General features: G+C 54.7%; 19 protein-coding genes. 13 read left to right on the forward strand and 6 right to left on the reverse strand.

The features are described 5' to 3' along the window. Window positions 1-132 precede the first annotated feature (132 nt). Entirely contained in the window at window positions 133-765 is a 633-nt protein-coding gene (locus EV681_RS00995) for a c-type cytochrome (protein WP_130303106.1), read from the reverse strand. Then, window positions 752-2071, reverse strand: coding sequence for a sulfite dehydrogenase (gene soxC / locus EV681_RS01000; protein ID WP_130303107.1), 1320 nt, complete (start codon window positions 2069-2071; stop codon window positions 752-754). Before soxC ends, EV681_RS00995 begins: the two co-directional genes overlap by 14 nt. Window positions 2072-2531: 460 nt before the next feature. On the opposite strand from soxC, the gene EV681_RS01005 reads away from it, so the two are divergent. The 6 genes from EV681_RS01005 to EV681_RS01030 all read left to right on the forward strand — a co-directional run bounded on the left by EV681_RS01005 (window position 2532) and on the right by EV681_RS01030 (window position 8571). Further along, window positions 2532-3143 carry a TRAP transporter small permease subunit gene (locus EV681_RS01005; protein ID WP_130303108.1) on the forward strand — a complete coding sequence of 204 codons (612 nt, stop codon included), beginning with the start codon at window positions 2532-2534 and terminating at the stop codon, window positions 3141-3143. Window position 3144: 1 nt separating this feature from the next. Further along, window positions 3145-4878: a TRAP transporter large permease gene (locus EV681_RS01010; protein ID WP_130303109.1), complete on the forward strand. Its 1734-nt coding sequence runs from the start codon at window positions 3145-3147 to the stop codon at window positions 4876-4878. 111 nt (window positions 4879-4989) lie between these two features. After that, window positions 4990-5952: an amidohydrolase family protein gene (locus EV681_RS01015; RefSeq protein WP_128393518.1), complete on the forward strand. Its 963-nt coding sequence runs from the start codon at window positions 4990-4992 to the stop codon at window positions 5950-5952. Between the two features lie 17 nt (window positions 5953-5969). After that, the gene (locus EV681_RS01020; RefSeq protein ID WP_128393519.1) at window positions 5970-6812 is read left to right on the forward strand and encodes an alpha/beta fold hydrolase; all 843 of its coding nucleotides are present in this window, start codon (window positions 5970-5972) and stop codon (window positions 6810-6812) included. Window positions 6813-6899: 87 nt separating this feature from the next. Continuing rightward, window positions 6900-7946, forward strand: a complete 1047-nt coding sequence (locus EV681_RS01025; RefSeq protein WP_130303110.1) for a 2,5-dihydroxypyridine 5,6-dioxygenase NicX family protein — start codon at window positions 6900-6902, stop codon at window positions 7944-7946. Next, entirely contained in the window at window positions 7936-8571 is a 636-nt protein-coding gene (locus EV681_RS01030) for an N-carbamoylsarcosine amidohydrolase (RefSeq protein WP_130303111.1), read from the forward strand. The genes EV681_RS01025 and EV681_RS01030 overlap by 11 nt, the downstream gene beginning before the upstream one ends. A 107-nt stretch (window positions 8572-8678) precedes the next feature. Here EV681_RS01030 and EV681_RS01035 read toward each other — a convergent pair whose 3' ends face one another. From EV681_RS01035 to EV681_RS01050, 4 genes are all read right to left on the reverse strand, one after another. Further along, window positions 8679-9197: an aromatic-ring-hydroxylating dioxygenase subunit beta gene (locus tag EV681_RS01035; protein WP_128393522.1), complete on the reverse strand. Its 519-nt coding sequence runs from the start codon at window positions 9195-9197 to the stop codon at window positions 8679-8681. A gap of 16 nt (window positions 9198-9213) precedes the next feature. Then, entirely contained in the window at window positions 9214-10503 is a 1290-nt protein-coding gene (locus EV681_RS01040; RefSeq protein WP_128393523.1) for an aromatic ring-hydroxylating dioxygenase subunit alpha, read from the reverse strand. 35 nt (window positions 10504-10538) lie between these two features. Then, window positions 10539-11825: an NAD(P)/FAD-dependent oxidoreductase gene (locus tag EV681_RS01045; protein ID WP_130303112.1), complete on the reverse strand. Its 1287-nt coding sequence runs from the start codon at window positions 11823-11825 to the stop codon at window positions 10539-10541. A gap of 62 nt (window positions 11826-11887) precedes the next feature. Continuing rightward, the gene (locus EV681_RS01050; protein WP_128393525.1) at window positions 11888-12196 is read right to left on the reverse strand and encodes a non-heme iron oxygenase ferredoxin subunit; all 309 of its coding nucleotides are present in this window, start codon (window positions 12194-12196) and stop codon (window positions 11888-11890) included. Between the two features lie 349 nt (window positions 12197-12545). Between EV681_RS01050 and EV681_RS01055 the strand changes: the two genes are divergently transcribed. From EV681_RS01055 to EV681_RS01085, 7 genes are all read left to right on the forward strand, one after another. Beyond that, window positions 12546-13637 (forward strand): TRAP transporter substrate-binding protein, encoded by a 1092-nt coding sequence (locus tag EV681_RS01055; protein WP_128393526.1) that lies wholly within the window; start codon window positions 12546-12548, stop codon window positions 13635-13637. Window positions 13638-13668: 31 nt separating this feature from the next. Then, a complete protein-coding gene (locus tag EV681_RS01060; protein WP_130303113.1) occupies window positions 13669-16086 on the forward strand; it encodes a xanthine dehydrogenase family protein molybdopterin-binding subunit in 2418 nt (805 codons plus the stop codon). Continuing rightward, the gene (locus EV681_RS01065) at window positions 16083-16931 is read left to right on the forward strand and encodes an FAD binding domain-containing protein (RefSeq protein WP_130303114.1); all 849 of its coding nucleotides are present in this window, start codon (window positions 16083-16085) and stop codon (window positions 16929-16931) included. Before EV681_RS01060 ends, EV681_RS01065 begins: the two co-directional genes overlap by 4 nt. Beyond that, window positions 16924-18123 (forward strand): xanthine dehydrogenase family Fe-S subunit, encoded by a 1200-nt coding sequence (locus EV681_RS01070; protein ID WP_130303115.1) that lies wholly within the window; start codon window positions 16924-16926, stop codon window positions 18121-18123. Before EV681_RS01065 ends, EV681_RS01070 begins: the two co-directional genes overlap by 8 nt. Before the next feature lie 84 nt (window positions 18124-18207). After that, on the forward strand, window positions 18208-19227 hold the full coding sequence (locus EV681_RS01075) for an ABC transporter substrate-binding protein (protein ID WP_423191186.1): 1020 nt from the start codon (window positions 18208-18210) through the stop codon (window positions 19225-19227). Continuing rightward, window positions 19224-19988: an ABC transporter ATP-binding protein gene (locus tag EV681_RS01080; RefSeq protein ID WP_130303116.1), complete on the forward strand. Its 765-nt coding sequence runs from the start codon at window positions 19224-19226 to the stop codon at window positions 19986-19988. The genes EV681_RS01075 and EV681_RS01080 overlap by 4 nt, the downstream gene beginning before the upstream one ends. 2 nt (window positions 19989-19990) lie before the next feature. Next, a complete protein-coding gene (locus tag EV681_RS01085) occupies window positions 19991-20758 on the forward strand; it encodes an ABC transporter permease (protein WP_128393980.1) in 768 nt (255 codons plus the stop codon). Window positions 20759-20875: the final 117 nt, after the last annotated feature.

Consider the following 20875-nt stretch of genomic DNA (forward strand, 5'->3'; position numbering starts at 1 on the left):
CTTGTTTTGAGTCTAAAGGAAACCAAATCTCACACGAAGTACATTGTGCTTATATTGTTATGATGTGCAATTGCAAGCGAAGCACAGCGAATCAAATTGCGCTTCGCTCGAAGCTGCCAGATCATATTGACATTATTGCGATTGTGTTGCGGGTTTGTCGCTGGCTGGCGTCTTGCTGCTGTCAGAGCTTTGTGAAACATCCGGTCGCGGATCAGGCACAAAGCCATCGCGATTGGGCATCTTGATTGCAGCAAGTGATTTTGCATCCAGGCGCGCGTCTTCTGCCACAAGTCCGTTCAAGTGAAGAAGATAGGCGGTAACGGCATAAACCTGTTCGTTACTCAGGCTTTGGGGCGCCGTCAACGGCATGGCGCGTCTGATGTAGTCAAATAAAGTTGGGGCGTACGGCCAGTAGCTGCCCACCGTTTTGACCGGTTTGTCGCTGGCCAGTGTGCCAAGACCGCCTGCCAGTTTATCGCCACTGCCCCCTTCGCCCTTGCTGCCATGACAGGCGGCACATTGCTGGGCGTAAATGGTGCCGCCCTGTGTGACGGTGCCACTGCCATCGGGCAGATTGCGGCCATCGGCGAATACATTGATGTCCCAGGCGACTATTTCTTTGGGTGTCACCGGATGGCCAAATCCAAACTTCTGTTCGGCATGAGCGGCGCCCGCAGTTGCGCCCAGTAGTGCAGCGCATGCTAGCAGCATTACTGTGTGTTGGGCTGCATATGTTTTTGCAAGCGAAGTGTTAAGCACGTGCATGAGTCACCTTTCCGTCAGATGCGATACGCCATGGTGTAATCGCGTTGTTGTGATATGTATTATTGACGCCGCGCACCTCAACGAGCGATTCCAGCGTAGGTTGTATGTAGCCGGTTTCGTCAGTGGCCCGGCTTTGTATTACCACGGGTTCGCCGTTCCATTCCCAAGCAAAGAGAAAGCGTGTCAGCGCCTTGCTCAGGACCGGTGTCTGCAATCGGGCTGGTTGCCAGGTTTTGCCCTCGTCAACCGAGATCTCTACTTTGGTAATGCGCCCTTTGCCGCTCCAGGCAATGCCGCGGATTTCATGAAACCCCTTGCCTTCGATCTGCTGCCCGCCCGAAGGACTGGTAATGATGGACTTGGCTTCCATCACAAATGTGAACTCACGGGCCTTGCCGTTTGGCAGGATGTCCGTGTACTTGGATGTTTCTTCGCGTGAATGCACCGGCTGGTCTGCGACCTGCAGGCGTCGCAGCCACTTGATACTCATATTGCCTTCATAGCCGGGTAGCAGCAGCCTTAGCGGATACCCCTGTTCGGGCCGCAAGCGCTCTCCGTTCTGACTGTATACGAGCATGGCATCGTCCAGGCACTTTTCCAGCGGAATGCTGCGTGTCATGCCAGCACCATCGGCGCCTTCGGCAATGACCCATTTGGCCTCGGGCTTGAGGCCAGCCTCGTTCAGAACCGTCTTGAGTGGCACGCCGGTCCATTCGGCGCAACTGACCAGGCCGTTGACTTCGGCTGCCGTTTTGCCATAGACCGCGTATCCCGGATTGCCGGAGCATTCAAGAAAATAAATCTGGGAGTGTGAGGGGAAACGTCGGATATCATTCAGTGTGAAGGACAGCGCATTGTTTACCAACCCATGCACGACCAACCGGTGTTCAACAGGATTGATATCGGGAATGCCATTATGGTGGCGTTCGTAGAAGAGCCCGTTAGGTGTAATGATGCCATCGAGCTCCTGCAAAGGGGTGCGGGTCGATGAAGAAAAATACTGTTTGTCCGTCTTTCGCAGATGGCGAATAATCCCGCTTTCAAATTCGGAGGGCTTACCATAAGGACGACTGCCAACCAGGGCGCCAGGCTGTCTGGTCCACGGGGCAATGGTTAGCGCGTTGTCGGCTGCTGCCGCTGCTTCTTTGGTCGCTGTTCCGGATTGGGCAGCGGCGGCACTTAGTCCGGCGCTGCCTGCGAGAACGCCGGTGACCGCTGTAACGCCATTACGTAAAAATTGCCGACGCGTGTGCTGTGCGTCCGCCTCTGTTACCGCCAGAGCTTCTTCAGTCGATTCGTTAGCCATGTAAATGGTCTCCGGTGCGAATGTTGATTGGGTCGGTGTGACTGCAAATAGTATAGGGTTGCGGTATGACTGCGTCCAGTACTTACTGCTTATAAATTTAGCGGTCTCGGTTATGTGTGAAACGCAAATTTATCGGATGCATGGTTTTGGTCTGAAAGAGTCCGTTTTGTGCGAAGACAGAAGTTTGTTGTAGAAATATTGATTGTTCCGGCAGGAAGATTGATCGTGGTAACGCTATGTGGGAACAAGCGTGTGCTGCCGGAAAGCCTGCGGCGCCAGCCAGGCAAAAACAACGGGTTGTGAGCGCATCATCTGCTGTGCCTGATCTTGATATGTCCGGTCCTGTTGTCGCTGTAATGGTTATTACTGATAGAGCAAGGAAAAATATATGCAGTATACTGACTAATATTCAGTTATATCAGGTCGTCCTGTTCAACCATTTCGCAGCGGTCCAATTTTGATGAACCTCTTATCTAGTCTATCCAGAGCGATCGATGCGCTCGTCTACACCATTGGGCGAGCCGTCATCTGGCTTACCCTTGTGGTCGTGCTGATCAGCGCAGGTAACGCGGTGATCCGCAAAACCTTCCATGTAAGTTCCAATGCGTGGCTGGAGATCCAATGGTATCTTTTCGGCGCCATATTTCTGCTGGCCGCAGGTTACACGTTTATGAAGAACGAGCATGTTCGTGTCGATATCATTTCTCAGATGATGAGCAAGCGCTCGCAGATTCTGATCGAAATTTTCGGCGTGTTGTTTTTCATGCTGCCCGCTTGTCTGCTCATGCTGGACCTGTCGATTCCATTTTTCATGCAGTCCTTTTTGACCAGCGAGCAGTCGTCAAACGCCGGCGGATTGATCCGCTGGCCGGTGAAACTGCTTATTCCCATTGGGTTTTTCCTTCTGGTGCTAGCTGGCGTTTCGCACTTGATTAAATGTGCGGCCTTTCTTGCCGGCAAGGGGCCAGATCCGCTGGCGCCGGTACATGGCAAGTCCGCCGAGCAACTGTTGGCCGAAGAGATCGCCAATGAGGCCAGGCTCAAAGAAATGGAACAAAGGATGGGCAAGTAGCATGGAATTCTTTATTAACAATATGCCACCGATCATGTTTCTGACATTGATCTGTTTCCTGCTGCTGGGGTTTCCTGTCGCATTTACACTGGCCGCCAACGGCATACTGTATGCGTTGCTTGGCATTATTTTCGGCGAATTTACCTTTTCCTTTATGCAGGCGCTGCCGGATCGGGTGTTTGGCATCGTATTGAATGATTCGCTTCTGGCGGTGCCATTTTTCACGCTCATGGGCCTGATTCTGGAGCGCTCCGGCATGGCAGAAGACCTGCTGGAAACGATCGGCCAGTTGTTTGGTCCCATCCGTGGCGGTCTGGCCATCGCCGTGGTGGTGGTCGGTGCCATGCTGGCTGCCACAACCGGCGTAGTCTCGGCGTCGGTCATCTCCATGGGGCTGATATCGCTGCCCATCATGTTGCGTTATGGTTATGACCGCAAGCTGGCAACGGGCGTGATTGCTGCGTCCGGAACACTGTCGCAGATTATCCCACCCTCGCTGGTATTGATTATTCTGGCCGATCAACTTGGCCGCTCCATTGGGGATATGTACCGCGGGGCGATGGTGCCTGGTTTTATCCTGGCCGGCGCCTATATTGTCTATGTCGTCATCTGTTCGGTCATCAAGCCGTCCAGTGCGCCGGCGCTTCCCGAAGAGGCTCGTATCTATCGTGAGCCCAATGGTAAAAGCGGCCTGGTTTCGCTGCTGGTGCTCTCGGTGGTTGCTGCTGTCGGTGCGTGGCTGCTCGACTCCATGCTTCTGACGGAAAAGACGGCGGCCGACGAAGTGATTGTGCTCAATTTGCTGCTCTGGGGTGTCATTGCATTTGTCATCGCGGTAACCAATAAAGTGCTTCGGCTGCAGATGCTGTCGCAAATTGCCGAGCGGGTCGTATTCGTGATGATTCCGCCCCTGCTGTTGATCTTTCTGGTGTTGGGAACGATTTTTCTAGGCATCGCCACGCCAACCGAAGGTGGCGCCATGGGTGCAGTCGGCGCGATTGTTATGGCGTTGCTGCGACGGCGCCTGAGCTGGACGTTGCTCAAGCAGGCAATGGATACCACGACCAAGCTTACCAGTTTCGTGGTATTCATCCTGGTCGGCTCAACGATCTTTACCCTGACCTTTACCGGCTTTGGCGGACAGCATTGGGTCGAGGGCCTGTTTGCGTCCCTGCCCGGCGGCCAGACCGGGTTTCTGATCGTGGTTAGCGTCGCAACCTTCTTTCTGGCATTTTTCCTGGATTTCTTTGAGCTGGCCTTTATTATTGTGCCGCTGCTCGGGCCGGTTGCCGACAAAATGGGTATTGATCTGATTTGGTTCGGCGTCCTGCTGGCGGTCAATATGCAGACATCCTTCATGCACCCACCTTTCGGCTTCGCGTTGTTTTACCTGCGCTCGGTGGCGCCCAAAGAAGATTATGTCGATCGTATTACCGGCAAGCTGATCAAGCGGGTGACCACCGGAGAAATCTATCGCGGTTCCATTCCCTTTATCGTGATTCAGTTGCTGATGGTAGCCTCGGTCATGATCTGGCCGGGTATGGTGCTGCATTACAAAGGGGCCGGGACGGGGGTCGACCCGGCCACGGTGCGGTTTGACATGGGAACGTCCTACGATTCGGGCGGCTATAGTACCGATCCGTATGGCAGCGGCGCAGCCCCGGCAGAGCCTTCTTCAACAGGCCAGGGTAAAGAATCGCAAGAGCAGGAAGACTCAGCCCCGCTATTTAAGTAATCCCGTCCGCAGACGGGGGCATGCGCAACAGACTGGACGTTGTTGCATGATAATTTAATCAGTATACTGTAGTAAAATCAGAACACACCATTTAAAGGACAAGGTTCACGCATGACACTGACGCGCAAGATCGCTTTCGAGGAGCATTTTAGTGCCGTGGGATTTGATGATTATTCCAAGGCATTTGTAAAACACATCAACACGCAGGCCAGTAGTGAACTGAATGCACGTCTTGCAGATTTCGACGATACGCGAATCAGTCTCATGGATCAGTACGCCATTGACTATGTGATCCTGTCTCAGACAGGGCCGGGCGTGCAGAATGAACCTGATGCGGCAACCGCGGTGCGCCGCAGTCGCCAGAACAACGACTTTCTTGCTGCGCAGATCGATCGCAATCGTGCACGGTTCGGGGGCTTTGCGACGTTGCCGATGCAGGATCCGGACGCTGCGATCGAAGAATTGCGTCGTACCGTGAAGGACTTGGGTTTCAAGGGTGCGCTGGTCAATGGTCACACGCATGGCATCTATTATGACGATCGGCAATACGATCCGTTCTGGGCCGAGCTGGAAAAGCTGGGAGTCCCGCTCTATCTGCATCCATTTGATGCCTATGATGTTCCTCACGCTTATAGCGGGCATCCCGAGCTGGTGGGCGCGACCTGGGGGTGGGGAGTAGAGGCCGGCACTCACGCATTGCGCCTGTTGTTCGGTGGCGTATTTGATCGCTTTCCGGGAGTGAAGGTCATTCTGGGCCACATGGGAGAGGGATTGCCATTTCAGCGATGGCGTTTTGACAGTCGCTTTGCCGTCTATCCGCATGGCGTCAGCCTCAAGCAGCAACCTTCGCAATACATTGGCAGCAATATCCTGATTACCACCTCCGGGGTCTGTTCCCATGCAGCGTTGCAGGGCGCGATTGCCGAGATGGGACCACAGGCGGTGATGTTCTCTGTCGATTACCCCTATGAGTCTATCGAGCTTGCCGCAAATTTCATTGATACGGCACCGCTGGATGAGCAGACCAAAAACATGGTGTGCTACGAGAACGCGAAAAAATTGTTCAACCTTTGACTTCTCCGGAGAAATTCATGAGCACTTTTGTGTACGGTGCCAATGTCCACGCCAATGGGATCCGCCAGCATTATCTGCGATTTGGTGGGCAGCAGGGCGAGCGCAAGGCACGCCCAAGCGTTGTAATCATACCGGGCATTACCAGCCCCGCCGTGACCTGGGCTTTTGTGGGCGAGCGCTTTGGCTTGCACTACGACACCTATATCCTGGATGTACGTGGCCGGGGCTTGAGCGAGGCCGGTGCAACGCTGGACTATAGTCTGGATGCGCAGTCCAGCGATGTGATCGAATTTGCCGGGGCGCTGGAACTGAAAGATTACATCATTGTGGGTCATTCCATGGGAGCGCGCATCGGCGCCAGAGCAGCGGCCATCGAGCCCACCGGCCTGAGCAGATTGGTCATGGTGGATCCGCCTGTATCGGGACCAGGCCGCCGGGCGTATCCGTCCAAATTGCCGTGGTATGTGGATTCCATGGCGCTTGCCCGCAAGGGATGCAGCGCGCAGGACATGAAAGCGTTTTGCCCCACATGGACTGAGGAACAGTTGCGACTGCGCGCCCAGTGGCTTCACACTTGTGATGAGCGCGCCATTGTGGAAAGTTTCGAAGGCTTTCATACCGATGACGTTTTTGCGGATTTCCCGAAAATTCGCGTGCCGGTGCTATTGATGAGCGCAGAGCGCGGAGAAGTGGTGTTGCCCGAGGACGTAAAGGAAATGGAAGGATTGATCGGCGAACTGGCGCATGTGCGGGTAGACAATGCCGGCCATATGATTCCCTGGGATAACGAAGAGGGCTTCTACAAGGCTTTCGGGCAATTTCTGGGGCAGCATCTGACACGCGTCTCGCAGGCTTGCTAGCTTTATGTAGCAGGGGAAGCGACGGTTGTGCTTGCGCTGCTTTCCCGACATTTTGTCGTTGCCACTATACCTTTAAAGGAGATGTCCATGGCCGTTAGCGACTATCAACTCATCGCCGCATGGCAGCATGTGCTGACCCTGTCCCGGCTGGAAAAGGGGCAGATTGTGACCATACTGACCAGCACCAACACGCACCCCCAGACCCTGTCATGTGCCCTGATCGCTGTGCAATCATTGGGCGCCGTTGTCAACCGCCTGGATCTGCCCCCAGTAAATGCAGAGAAGTCCCTGAGTCGCGATCCGCTGGCCTATCTGGGAACCACAGCGCTAACAGGTAATCCTGCCGCTATCGCCGCGCTCAAGGCGAGCGATCTGGTGCTTGATCTGATGACCTTGCTGTTTTCGCCGGAACAGATTGATATTCTGGAGAGCGGCACCAAGATCCTGTTGGCTGTAGAGCCGCCGGAAATTCTGGTTCGCTGTCTGCCGACAACAGAAGATCGCGAGCGCGTGCTGGCCGCTTCTGCGTTAATTACAAATGCAAAAGAAATGACGGTTGTCTCGGATGCGGGAACCGATTTGCGTTGCCCATTGGGTGAATTTCCCGCCATCAGCGAATATGGATTTGTCGATGAGCCCGGTCGCTGGGACCATTGGCCCAGCGGCTTTTCACTGACCTGGCCCAATGAGGGCGGCGCCAATGGTACGATCGTAATTGATGCAGGAGACATTCTGCTGCCGCAAAAGTCCTATGTGTCTGCCCCTATTGTGCTTACGGTGAAAAATGGCTATGCCGTAAAAATTGATGGTGGGATCGAGGCTGAGCGACTTGCCGAGTATATGGAAACGTTCAATGATCCTGAGGGATATGCAATTTCGCATATCGGCTGGGGGTTGCAGAAGCGAGCCTATTGGTCGGTGCTCGAGCTGTATGATAAGGAACAGACCATCGGCATGGACGCCCGCGCGTTTGCAGGCAATTTTCTGTTTTCGCTGGGGCCCAATAACGAAGCGGGTGGTTCGCGTACAACCGCTTGTCACATCGATATTCCCTTGCGCAATTGCACAGTATGCCTGGACGGGGAAGCGGTCGTGACAAAAGGTAAATTGCAGGAAAATAGACATGGCAAATAATAGCGATTCGGCAGTTTACGCTGCCCAGGGGTTTGGGGCAGAGATTCAATTGAAAGGACCCTTTGGGCTGTTGATCGTGGATCTGGTCAATGGCTTTGCCGACCCCGCGGTGTTTGGTGGCGGTAATATCCGAGAGGCGATTGACAATACGGTACCATTGCTGGCTGCGGCGCGCCAGGCTGGTTGGCCCATAGCCCATACGCGCATTGTTTATGCGGATGATGGTTCCGATCACAATGTATTTAGCGCCAAGATTCCGTCCATGCTGACCTTGACAGAGCAGGCGCCTGGCAGCCAGATCGTTCCCGAATTGGCGCCCCGGCAGGGTGAACTGGTGGTTCGCAAGAACGTGGCATCCGCCTTTTTCGGTACGTCCCTGGCCGCGTGGCTGACGCATCGGGGTGTGCATACGCTGCTGGTCGCAGGCGCGGTCACCAGCGGATGCATCCGCGCCAGTGTTGTCGACGCTAGCCAGCTGGGTTTTGTTCCACTGGTTATCGAAGACTGTGTCGGCGATCGCGCGCAGGGCCCTCACCAGGCCAATTTGTTTGATATGCAGCAAAAGTATGCAGCGGTCATGAAAAGAGACCAGGCGCTGGCTGCGTTAGGTATTGAAGTGCCTTAACGGGTTTGGGCCAGTTGGCGGACGGTGATTCCTGAATATATGTAGAAGTAAAAAAGAGCACGACTTGATCGTGCTCTTTTTATTTATCCGCGCCTGCAACTGTTGAATCAGATCGGGTAGACCAGGCTGTTTGCCAGGATCTCCGTATCGAAGATGGCATGTCGCTCTTTGAGCTTGAGCTGTCCGTCCACCCGCACATGAGTGTCATGATATGTGCCGGCAAGATGAACCGTGGACGGGCCTTCGATCAGCGTCTGCATCAGCAGGAAATTGGCCTGGGACTCTATCTCACCGGCTGCTGTTTCTTCCAGGATACGCAGGTTTGAGACAAGGTGCAGCGTAAAGCGCGGGGCGTACATTTGCGTGCGCGAAGTCGCTACGGCACGGTCATGCATCATGTCACGGCCTTCTGCATAGATCAGTCCCACAGGCATGCCCAGTTCGGCATTCTCGCGTGAGGTGGCGCGATAAAGCCCGTCTTCGATAAAAAATTCTGGCCACAATTCAACCTGGTTCTGATCCAGTACAGCACAGTACTCCGCGTGGAAATTCTCTATCTCAGGGCGTAATGCCGAAGCCCTTTCAATTGAAATATTCTGGGCCCGGTAGGCAAACATATTTTTCATTCGCAATTTCCTTTTTTCAGATATCCATGACTTTGCGGTAGTACTCATACATGGAGCGTATGGCAGATTCGGAGATCAGCGTATCGGATGTGCCAACTTTATTGGCGTCCAGCTTGATAATGCTGGTGTCTGTGGTTGAACGGCGCACCCCCTCCTGAACGAATTTCATCGCTTCGTTGTCTTCCAGCCCCAGAAATCCGGCCGGACCCATCAGGTTCCCCTGGCGCAGCCGATGGCGTATGGTTTCCTCGGAATCGTCTTCGTAGCCAAACATGGTCCATTGCATGATCAGGCTGTTTGGCCCGTTAGGGATAATCTGGCGTACGCCCAGGGTATTCATTTCCCGCTGTACGATCAGGTTGGGCCAGATCGTCTGCATAGTCACAGACCAGGGTGAATCGAATTCCTTGACATAATTGAGGAAGCGTTCGTCTTTGAGCCGCAACGTGTCAACGTAGGAGCGCATTTCCTTTTTGTTTTCATCGCTGACACTGGCGTATTTGTCTTCTGACTTGGCCGAGGCCATGTAGCCGTGGCGTCCATGGACGGTATCGACAAACATTTGCGATTTATTGCCGGCCACCAGCAGCCCAAATACCACCAGAAAGGTATGCAGTAATGTAGCGTGATATGGATCTTTCAGATTCTCGTGATACATTTTCCAGTTGCAGGGCACCTCGTTCCGATAGTAACCCACCACCCGCAATGGTTTGCCCGGGAAAATGACATTGAAATCTTCCAGAATTTCCGGAGTCAGGTATTCTTCAATCGGTTCGACCTGGTCTGAGTACGAAGCAAAGATCACGCCATGATACGTGGTCACATTCAGTTTTTTCAGCCCATGGTCCGCGTTTTTGAAGTCGCGCGGCATGCCGCCTTCTTTATTGACACCCCGTTTGAACGGAATACCCTGCAGATCGCCCTTCAGACTATAAGACCATTGGTGGTAAGGGCACACGAATTCGTTGGTATTGCCCTGGTTTTTTCGACAAAATTCGGCACCCCGGTGGGCGCAGCGATTTTCGAAGACATTGATGGAACCATCCTCTGCGCGCGACACTACCACAGGCGTTGCGCCAACATAGGAACGCTTGAAGTCTCCTGACTTGGGAATCTCGGCTTCCAGGGCAACGAAATTCCATGTGTTGCCGTGGAAAATGCGTTCCATTTCAAGGTCATAAATGGACTGGCTGGTGTAGACCCAATCGGGGATGGTATGCAGTTTGTCTGCGGGCCAGATGCACTGCTCGGCAGCAATATTCTTGGTGCCCAGTGTCTGGCCGATGACCGTTTGCGACTGAAACATGATTTTTCTCCTGAAATGATCCGGCGGCTTGTCACTTACATGACGGCTGCGGCGGTCGCCTTTTTAACGAATTGCTTGATAGGGATGTCGGTATTGCTGAAGGCCGCAGGATCAATGGCGACTTTCTTTTCCAGAAGGCTGCGGATAGCGCGCAATTGACCGGCGGCGTTCACAGCCAGTGCGTAATGAGGAATGTTGTCTTTGAGGCCGAGCAGCAAAAATTCCGGCGCGGCAGAACGCGCATCAATGTCGCCTCGCACCAGAAACTGCAGATCGGCCACAGAGGCGCCCAGCATCTGGATATTGCAGGACAGTTGATCCGTCCAGAACCAGGGAAAGGCCGCGGCCTTTGGCGTAATACCCAATATGGCATCTGCAGCTATACGAGCCTGCTCGTTGGCGTTCTGCCAGGATTCCATGCGCACGCGTTCGCCGGTTTGCCGATCCACGTGTGTAGCACAGTCACCCGCTGCAAACACGTTCGCAATATTGGTGCGGCCGTGGTTGTCAACTTCAATGCCTTTGGTTTGAGGACACACGGTCACGCCTGAGCGGGCGGCGATCTCCGAGTTCGGATTCATGCCAATGGCAACGATCAGATGATCTACGTTCAATAGGTGACCATTGTCCAGAGTCAGTTTCAGCGTGCTGGCCTGCTCGCACCGCTGGCTGGCAGCGATTTTTGTACCAAGATGCAGGGTGATACCGGCGTGGCGGGCACGTTCCTGTAGCCATTGCGAAAAAACCGCAGGCGCATTGCGTGTCAACAGCGCGGTGGCTGTTTCTATCACATCGACGCTAGCGCCCAGGGCACGCGCGGTGGAAGCAAGCTCCATGCCTAGAAAGCCGCCGCCCAGAATGGCCACGCGCGAGTCGGGGCGCACGGCCTGCCTGAGCCGCAGCGCATCATCGGCAGTACGAATATAGTGCACACTGGGGCTGCCATAGGGGTAGGCCGGCAGTTGTCGCGCCTGGCCGCCCGTGGCAAATAGACAATAGTCGTAGGCAATCTGTTGCCCATCTTCAAGCATGGCAACGTTTCGCTCAGTCTCGATCCGGGTTACCGACTTGCCCAGAATGAGTTCTATCTTTGCCGTGTCGTAGAAATCCCGGGGATGAATACAGATGCTCGATACATCGGCGGCAGGATCGGCAAGCATGGCCTTGGACAGCGGGGGGCGCTCGTAAGCCGGGTAAGGTTCCTGGCCGACCACTTTTATGCAGCCGGTAAATGCCAGGCTGCGCAATTGCTGTACTGCCATGGCTGCGGCCTGTCCGTTGCCGACAATCAATATCGTCTGGTTACTGTTTTGTTCAGGCATTGTTTACCTCTATGGCAGGCTGGGTATAGCACATGACTTTTGGATGGATGCAGGAAAGGAGATCAGGGAAAGCAAACGAGTACTTGCTCGTCTTCCTGCCGGACTTCATATACTTTGATGCCGACTGTGGCAGGCGCGCTCATCGCCTTGCCTGTTTTCAAACAGAATTGCGCCTGATGCAGCGGGCACTCAATACAGCCGTCTTCCAGAAAACCTTCCGATAGCAGGGCGTATTGATGCGTACAAATGTTGTCGCTGACATAGAACTGATCATCCAGCTTGTGCAGGGCAAGTTTGTGGCCCTCTATTTCGAAGCCGAGAGATTCTTCATTATCCAGCTCATTTGCCTTGTCAATTTTTATCCAGGCCATTATTGTTCCTCGCGAAATGAATGAAAAAATTTGTGGGGCCACCGATGTTTTCCATAGGGTGGCGCGGCAAAAATATTATTCAGTATACTGTACTAAATCATACTACAATATTTCCCCGGTAACACTCATTTCAATTGAAATTTTGCTGTTGTGTAAGCCAATTAAATTGATGTTTAAGTTTTTTGACAAAAAAATCCCATAAAAATCATCACATTACAAACGTCATTTTTGATTATCAGTATTTACCCTGCTTGATCCACAAAAAAATAATCAGCATACTTGCATAAATGTTGCAGGCAGTTGGTAATCGAATATTCCATTGACAGTCATTTCGTTCCAGGGGAAAAAAATGAAAAGACGCAGTTTCCTGATTAAATCTGCCGGCGTTGGTCTGGCATCAGTGGCCGCCGCGCCAGCAGTGGCTCAAACGGCTCAGAAAGTCAAATGGCGCATGTCGGCCGGTTGGCCCAAAAACCTGGACGCCATTTATGGTTCAGCGGAAAATATGTGCAAGCGCATCGGTCAGCTAACCGAAGGCAAATTTCAGATTGACGTGTTTCAAACAGGGGAAATTGTGCCGTACTCCCAGAACATGGATGCGGTCTCCAACGGAACAGTGGAATGCAATCATGTGCTCAGCACCGCTTTTATCGGGAAGAATCCGGCGCTCGCTTTTGATACCGGCCTGTCGTTCGGCATGAATGCGCGTCAGCACTATTCATGGCTGCACTATGGCGGCGGCATGGATCTTTTGCGCGAAATGTATGCCAAGTCCAATATTGTGAATTTTGCCTGTGGCAACGTTGGCGTACAGATGGGCGGCTGGTTTCGCAAGGAAATAAAATCACTGGCCGATTTCAAGGGCCTGAAAATGCGTATTGGCGGCATCGGTGGCATGGTGCTGCTCAAGATGGGCGCTATTGCACAGCAGATTGCACCTGGCGATATTTATGCGTCGCTGGAAAAGGGTACGATTGACGCTGCAGAATGGATTGGCCCCTACGATGATGAAAAACTGGGCCTGAACAAGGTAGCGCCGTATTACTATACGCCTGGCTGGTTCGAAGGCAGCGCCGCCCTGACCAGTATGGTTAACAAGGCAGCATGGGAAAAACTGCCCGATACATTTAAGATCGCATTTGAGACAGCCAGCAATGAACAATATATGGCCTGTCTTGCGCATTATGATGCGCTTAATCCAAAAGCGCTGCGTGAACTCATTGCCCAGGGAGCCAAGCTCAGCCTGTTTCCCAAGGATGTAATGGAGGCGGCCTACCAGGCATCGCAAGCGCTTTGGGATGAACTGGCGGGCAAGAACGCCGATTTTGCCAAGATTTATCCGCAGTGGAAGGCATATCAGAAGGACCAGGCTGCCTGGTTCCGCGTTGCTGAAAGCCCTCTTGATAACTTTACATTCAGGCAGTTGAACAAGGACCAGTAAGCACATTGCTGGGCAAAGAGCAGGCAGGACTATGAACGACAGCGAAAAGACCTTGGCGGCAGTGAAACCACAAGGCGTTGGGGCGCGGCTTCTGCGCAAGGAAGACGATCGTCACTTGCAGGGCAAAGGCAACTTTATCGGCAATATGCAAATGCCAGGCTTGCAGGAAGTGGCTTTTCTGCGTAGCCCCATGGCGCATGCCCGATTGCGGGGCATCACGGTAGATGCGCAGGCGCAGGAAAATGTGATATTGCGAGATGCCATGGACTGTGCAGACATCTTTGCGCCGTCCACGCTGCCCGGGTACCAGAATTCCACCACGCCGCCTTTGGCCAGTGGCAAGGTGCGGCTGGTGGGCGAGGCCGTTGCCATGGCGTTCGGGCCTACCCGCGCCGAAGCTGAAGATTTCACGGAAATGGTTGAGGTCGATTACGAAGAGCTGCCCGTCTATGCCAATATGCATGAGGCACGCCAGGCACAGGACAACTTTGTGCATGACAGCTGGAAGAACAATCTGTTTGTACAACTGAACAGCGACGTGAAGTTTGAGCAATATGCGGCCAAGGCGCAGCGTACCGTCACTCACCGCGTGAGTTTGTCACGTCAATGCATGCTGCCCATGGAAGGCAAGGCTGTCCTGGCGTACTGGGATCATCAGGCTGATCAGCTGGTCGTGTACTGTGGAAGTCAGATCCCCCACATGCATCGCACGGGCTTTGCCCAATTTCTGAATCTGGATCAGTCACGTATCCGGGTTATTTCTCCCGATGTGGGCGGTGCCTTTGGCTACAAATGCGTGCTTCACCCCGAAGAACTTTGTGTGGCCTGGCTGGCCAAAACCTATAAAAAACCGTTCCGGTACATGGAAGACCGGCGCGAGCACCTGATTGTGGGGGCCAATACCCGCGAGCACGAGTATACGCTGACCGGCCATATCGATAACACAGGCCGTCTTCTGGCGCTGGATGCCGAAATCACGGTTGACGCCGGTGCGTACTCGGTCTGGCCCTTTACCGTAGGACTGGAGGTGGGCCAGGCCCTTGGTAATCTGCCGGGACCTTATCGGATACAGGGCTATCGTTGTACGACAACCGGGGTGGCTACCAACAAGCCCGGCTTTATGCCTTATCGTGGCGTTGCCCGTACCGGTGTGTGTCTGGCGATCGAACAACTGATGGATGCCATTGCGCGGGAAGTGGGGCGCGAGCCGTGGGAGGTGCGCCTGGATAACCTGGTCCGTGCCGAGGATATGCCTTATGTGAATGTGGCCAACAAGCACTACGATGGCGGCGATTATCCGGCAGGTTTGCGCCGTGCATTAGAGATGATCAACGTTCAGGATGTGCGGGCGCGCCAGCAGTCCCGCAAGCCGGGTGAGCCCTTGCTGGGCATTGGGGTGGCGACCTATACCGAACAGTCTGCCCACGGCACTTCTGTGTTTGCTGCATGGGGAACTGCCGTGATTCCTGGCTTTGATCAGGCCATGGCGCGCATCTCTGCCGATGGCAGCCTGGAGCTGAGCGTTGGCGTGCATTCGCACGGGCAGGGCATGGAAACCAGTTTCGCCCAGATCGCAAATGAAATTCTGGGCATTGATGTATCCAGAATCAACCTGACGCATGGCGACACCGGTCGTACCCCGTTTTCCACGGGGACTTATGCATCGCGCTCAGCGGTGATGTCCGGCGGCGCCGTGTCCAAGGCCTGTAAGGCCCTGTTGCCGCGCCTGTTGCATATCGGCAGCCATATGCTGGGCGTACCCATGGATGAGGTTGAACTGGTCGATGGGCAGGTGCGTCATGGCCAGCGGCATGTCACCGTCGCTGACATTGCCGATGCGTGGTACATCAATCCCCAGAAGCTGCCCGCCGATGTGGACCCAAGTGGTCTGGAAATTACCGTGGGCTACAAACCCAAGGTCGATACCGGCAGCTTTACGTATGCATCCTGTGCGGCGGTCATTGCGCTGGACCCGCAGACCGGTATCGTCAGAATACTGGATTACGTGGTGGTGGAAGATTGCGGCACGATTCTGAATCCGCTGATTGTCGAAGGCCAGACTATTGGTGGCACAGCGCAGGGCATTGGCACGGCATTGTACGAAGAAATGCCCTATGACGACGCAGCCCAGCCACTGGCTTCGACGCTGGCCGATTATCTGATGCCCGGCGCCCCGGAAGTGCCCAATATTCGTATTGAACACACGCAAACGCCGTCGCCCAACACTGAGTTCGGGGCCAAGGGCATGGGAGAGGGCGGCGCGATCGCACCGCCCGCCGTCCTGATGTCCGCCATCAACGACGCTTTAAAAGGACAGAACGTGCTGGTCACACGCACACCCATGACGCCCCGGCGCATCCTGCAAGCAATGGCGCAGGCTGATCTTGCGAATGCCAACCGGGATAGTGGACAGGGATCAGTCACGGCAAATATCCAGGAGGTCGCATGAAGGCCGCTAAATTTGATTACGCCCGTGTTGATGGCATAGACGAGGCGCTTACGCTGCTGGATGTGACAGATATCAATGTCAAGGTGCTGGCAGGCAGCCAGTCACTGGGACCCATGCTTAACCTGCGGCTGGCGCGTCCTCAGAAATTGGTCGATATCTCTGTTGCAGCCGCGTTGCGCACCGTGGAAAAACAAAAAAACAGCATTCGAATTGGTGCTGCCGTAACGCATGCGGATATCGAAGACGGGACGCACGAAGCACTGCGTAGTCACATGATGCATTACGTCGCGGGCAGGATCGCCTATCGTGCGGTGCGTAACCGCGGCACCATAGGCGGCAGCCTGGCCCATGCGGATCCGGCCGCAGACTGGGTGCTGGTATGCAATGTGCTGGATGCGCAGCTGGAAATTCGTTCACGCAAGGGCACCCGCATGGTGCCTGCCACCCGATATATGCAGGCGGCCTATACCACGGACCTGCAGCCGCAGGAAATGATTGTGGCGGTGCATGTCCCGCAATCGTCGCCCGATGTTCGCTGGGGATACTACAAGTTTGTGCGCAAGGTTGGCGAGTTTGCCGAGGCCAGTTGCGCCTGTTATTTCGACCGTGCTGCCGCGGTGGCACGCATTGTGATCGGCGCGCTCGACGGTGCGCCACAATTGCTGCCGGATCTTTCTGTCAGTGTGGCCCAGTACGGTATGGCTGCAGTAACCCCGCAGGCGATAGAGCAGGCCATTGCGCCCCATATGCAAAACAAAGACCCCGCCGAGCGGATATGGTTTCGCACCGTTGTCGAACGCAGTCTGCGGCAGGCGTTGGGAGAACAAGGAATGACAAATGAGTGAACTCGCACTGCAAGTCAATGGCAAGCAAGTGAGCCAAGATGTGACGCCCCGCACCCATCTGGGGGATTTTCTAAGGGATAACCTGCGTCAGACCGGCACCAATTTGAGTTGCGAACATGGGGTCTGTGGCTCCTGTACTGTTCTGGTCGATGACAAGCCGGTCCGGTCGTGTATTACATTTGCGGTTGCCTGTGAAGGAAAAAAAGTAACAACCATAGAAGGTTATGAGGATGATGCGATCATGCGCATGCTGCGGGTTGCTTTTAACGAATATCACGCTCTGCAATGCGGATTCTGTACGCCGGGTATGCTGGCGACCAGTCGCGACATTGTGCTGCGACTGCCTGATGCAGACCAGGAGCGGGTACGGATTGAGCTGAGCGGCAATATTTGTCGCTGTACGGGCTACCAGGGCATTACGGCGGCGGTGCTGTCTGTGCTGAACAGGCTGAAGGAACAGCCGGACGAACAGGTGGAGCAGTTGCGTGCCCGGTTGCGGCAAAATGCGCCGCGACAATTTCCTGTGTTTCCGGCTTTCGAATCATTTGCCGCAACAAAGCCGGTAAACGATGCGGCGCACGTGATCGCCGACCAAGCCCCTGCTACGGAAAAGGCCGGTGGCGCCAAAGAAGGCAAGGGCACGACCGTTGAAGGCGGCTTTGACCTGAGATTGCCGGCCGGACAAGTATGGACGTTTATGACCGATCTGAATGCGGTAGCCAGCTGCCTGCCAGGCGCGGTGATCCAGGAACAGGATGGCGACCGGGTCAAAGGCCAGATCGCTGTCAAATTCGGTCCCATGGCCGCTGCCTTCAAGGGCAACGCCACGCTGGAGCGTCGGGACAACGATCGTGTTGCAACGCTGCGCGGCGAGGGTGTGGATTCCCTGAGCAATTCGCGGGCCAAGGGCGATGTGACCTATGCAATTGTGCAAAATGATGAGCATCTGTGCAGGGTCAACGTATCTCTTGCCTATTCTTTGCAGGGGCCGCTGGCGCAGTTTTCGCGCTCCGGTCTGGTCCAGGATTTCGTCAAGCGCATGATTGCCGACTTTGGCAAGAACGTGGAGTTCCGGTTGCTGAATCCGGATGCGGATGCCAGTGATATTCCACAATCACAGATCAGCCCGTTCAAGTTAATGATGAGTGTGATGTGGGGGCGTATCAAGGGACTGTTTGGCGCCGGACGGTAGGCGCGAGCAAGACCGCCAGTGAACGCGCAGCGATTGCAGATGTATCGGTTTTCCAGTGTTAACACATGACAGGAGCGTGCATTAATGAAAGCGTTGTTGAAAAAAGCCCGACAGTGCGTCGCGGCAATGGTGGTATGTAGCTGGCTGCCTGTTGCCGCAGCGGCCGAGACGGATTTGGCGGTGCGGCTGGACTGGACGCCCTGGGCGGTACAGGCGCCGTTTCACCTGGCCATGCAAAAAGGCTGGTTCAAGGCGGCAGGGCTCAATGTCCGGATGGAAGACGGCAATGGCTCTGTCAGTACCGTGCAGATGCTGGGGGCTGGCGATCATTTCGATGTGGGTCATGCGTCACTGGCAGCGATGATGATCGGTCGCGACAAAGGCATGCCCTTGAAAGCCATCGCACCGTTCATGACAAGTACCGATATTGGCGCGCTGGTCCCGTCCGATTCAGATATCGTGGGTCCTGCCCAGCTCAAAGGCAAAAAAGTGTTGTACACAGCCGGATCGCTCGAGGCCCCATTCATTGATTTTTTCCTCAAGGCAGGCAAGCTGAGCCGCTCCGACGTGGACTTGCTCAGCGTAGACGCATCGGCCAAGGCGGCCACTTATGCAGTCAAACGTGCCGATGCAGTGATTTCCACCATTCCCTTTATCCTGCCCAGCGTCACCCGCCAGCGCCAATCGCGCCCCTTGCCGTTTTCCGATTACGGCCTGGACATGGTCAGTTTTGGCCTGTTTACCAACGAGAAAAAGCTGGAAGAAAAGAAAGAGGCCATTGGCAAGTTCGCCAGTATTGTCGCCTACGGCTGGCAATACATTATGGATGGACATGAGGCCGAGGCGGTTGACGCAATTGTTGCCCAGCGTCCGCAGGCACGGCTGGACAAGGGCATTCTTGCCGAACAGCTCAATGCGCTCAAGCCCTACTTCCCGCAAGACAGGAAGCAGCAGATTGGCATGATCAACCCCGACGATTTTAAAAAATCAGTCAGTACACTGCATAAGGTGGGGTCGATACGGTACAAGCTTGATCCCGATGAATATTATGTGAAGGATCTGATTCAACCCATTGCAAACGTTGCACCGGAGATTGTCAAATGAATGCAGCGGGCGTGATTGCAGAAGGTGTATCCAAGCAGTACGGCGGAACCAATCAGACGCAGGCACTACTGAATGTCAGCGTATCAATTCAGCCCGGTCAGTTCATCAGTATTCTGGGCCCGAGCGGCTGTGGCAAGAGCACGTTTCTGCGCTGTGTGGCTGGCCTGGAGAAACTCACTGCGGGGTCGTTGCAGGTGGGGCAGGATCCTGTGAAGGGCCCGCCTGACAATATTGGCATGGTGTTCCAGCGAGATGCTTTGCTGGAGTGGCGCACGATCCGCAACAATATTCTGCTGCCGATTGAATTTGCTGGCAAGCGCAAAGAAGATTACCAGCAACGGGTTGATTCGCTCCTGCACCTGACCGGGCTGGCCGGTTTTGCCGACAGTTATCCGCATGAGTTGTCCGGCGGCATGCGTCAGCGCGCTTCAATTTGCAGGGCACTGGTGGATGACCCGCGCCTGCTGCTGATGGACGAGCCTTTTGGGGCGCTGGATGCGCTCACCCGCGATCAGATGAATGTCGAGATGCAACGGATCTGGACGCAAACCCGCAATACCACGCTTTTTGTTACTCACGCGATAGCTGAAGCCATTTTTCTTGGGGATGTGGTGCTGGTGTTCTGTCCGCGTCCGGGTCGTATCGTGGAGGCCATACCTATCGATTTTCCAAGGCCTCGTCCGCTGCATATCAGAGAGTCGGCAGCATTCGGCCAGTTGTCCGCCCATATTCGCGGTCTGTTTGAAGGCATGGAGCATTGATGATGAATGCAATAATGAACTCTGCACGCAATGGCCTGCACGGCATGATTTCCATGATTGTGCTGATGATCATTTGGGAGATTGTGTGCCGCGCTGGTCTGGTACCACCTATTATCCTGCCTGCCCCCAGCGATGTGTTCATTGAATTGTTTCGTGAAGCAGGCTGGTACGCTGTGCAGGCATGGCACACCTTGCTGATCACGCTGGCAGGCTTTGCCTGTGCAGTGGCAGGCGGCGTTCTTATTGCCGTTGCATTGGTCAGTTCGCGCTTTTTCGAGCGCTATTTTTACCCTCTGATTATTGCCTTCAATAGCATTCCAAAGGTTGCCCTGGCGCCCCTTTTCGTGATCTGGCTTGGCACCGGTTCCGAACCGAAAATCCTGATTGCTTTCATGATCGCGGTATTTGCCGTGATCATCGATACGGTCCATGGATTGCGTTCGGTGCCACCTGACCTGATTGATCTGGGGCGTGTGCTCAAGGGCAGTCCAGTGGATTTTTTTCTGAAGGTAAAATTTCCGTCGGCGCTACCGTCGATTGTGGCCGGTCTGAAAGTTGCCTTGTCTTTGGCCCTGGTGGGCACGATTGTGGGCGAATTTGTTTCGTCGCAGCAAGGGCTGGGCTACATTATCATGAGCGCGCAGGGAAGTTTTGACACGGTGCGGGTGTTTGCCTCGCTGTTTATTTTGGCGCTGATGGGGATGGCCCTTTACGGCTTGCTGGCGTGGGTGGAACGCAGGATCATGACCGGGCGTCGCCGGCACGAATAAGCAGGCTCTGCGTTATGCCTTGGCCGCCCGTGATCCATTACTTATGATGGGACGGCAACGGGCAAGATCGGACACGCCGCGCCGTCACGAGCCGCTTGTGCCTGGTATCGTCTTGCC

Origin of the sequence: Advenella incenata, from assembly GCF_004217095.1 — a bacterium.
Lineage (GTDB): Bacteria > Pseudomonadota > Gammaproteobacteria > Burkholderiales > Burkholderiaceae_B > Advenella > Advenella incenata.

Coding starts and splice junctions, on each gene's coding strand:
- EV681_RS01085 (WP_128393980.1), top strand. CDS start 19,991: ATGAATGCAATAATGAACTCTGCACGCAATGGCCTGCACGGCATGATT.
- EV681_RS01015 (WP_128393518.1), top strand. CDS start 4,990: ATGACACTGACGCGCAAGATCGCTTTCGAGGAGCATTTTAGTGCCGTG.
- EV681_RS01065 (WP_130303114.1), top strand. CDS start 16,083: ATGAAGGCCGCTAAATTTGATTACGCCCGTGTTGATGGCATAGACGAG.
- EV681_RS00995 (WP_130303106.1), bottom strand. CDS start 765: ATGCACGTGCTTAACACTTCGCTTGCAAAAACATATGCAGCCCAACAC.
- EV681_RS01080 (WP_130303116.1), top strand. CDS start 19,224: ATGAATGCAGCGGGCGTGATTGCAGAAGGTGTATCCAAGCAGTACGGC.
- EV681_RS01030 (WP_130303111.1), top strand. CDS start 7,936: ATGGCAAATAATAGCGATTCGGCAGTTTACGCTGCCCAGGGGTTTGGG.
- EV681_RS01070 (WP_130303115.1), top strand. CDS start 16,924: ATGAGTGAACTCGCACTGCAAGTCAATGGCAAGCAAGTGAGCCAAGAT.
- EV681_RS01075 (WP_423191186.1), top strand. CDS start 18,208: ATGAAAGCGTTGTTGAAAAAAGCCCGACAGTGCGTCGCGGCAATGGTG.
- EV681_RS01045 (WP_130303112.1), bottom strand. CDS start 11,825: ATGCCTGAACAAAACAGTAACCAGACGATATTGATTGTCGGCAACGGA.
- EV681_RS01035 (WP_128393522.1), bottom strand. CDS start 9,197: ATGAAAAATATGTTTGCCTACCGGGCCCAGAATATTTCAATTGAAAGG.
- EV681_RS01040 (WP_128393523.1), bottom strand. CDS start 10,503: ATGTTTCAGTCGCAAACGGTCATCGGCCAGACACTGGGCACCAAGAAT.
- EV681_RS01020 (WP_128393519.1), top strand. CDS start 5,970: ATGAGCACTTTTGTGTACGGTGCCAATGTCCACGCCAATGGGATCCGC.
- EV681_RS01055 (WP_128393526.1), top strand. CDS start 12,546: ATGAAAAGACGCAGTTTCCTGATTAAATCTGCCGGCGTTGGTCTGGCA.
- EV681_RS01010 (WP_130303109.1), top strand. CDS start 3,145: ATGGAATTCTTTATTAACAATATGCCACCGATCATGTTTCTGACATTG.
- EV681_RS01050 (WP_128393525.1), bottom strand. CDS start 12,196: ATGGCCTGGATAAAAATTGACAAGGCAAATGAGCTGGATAATGAAGAA.
- EV681_RS01005 (WP_130303108.1), top strand. CDS start 2,532: ATGAACCTCTTATCTAGTCTATCCAGAGCGATCGATGCGCTCGTCTAC.
- soxC (WP_130303107.1), bottom strand. CDS start 2,071: ATGGCTAACGAATCGACTGAAGAAGCTCTGGCGGTAACAGAGGCGGAC.
- EV681_RS01025 (WP_130303110.1), top strand. CDS start 6,900: ATGGCCGTTAGCGACTATCAACTCATCGCCGCATGGCAGCATGTGCTG.
- EV681_RS01060 (WP_130303113.1), top strand. CDS start 13,669: ATGAACGACAGCGAAAAGACCTTGGCGGCAGTGAAACCACAAGGCGTT.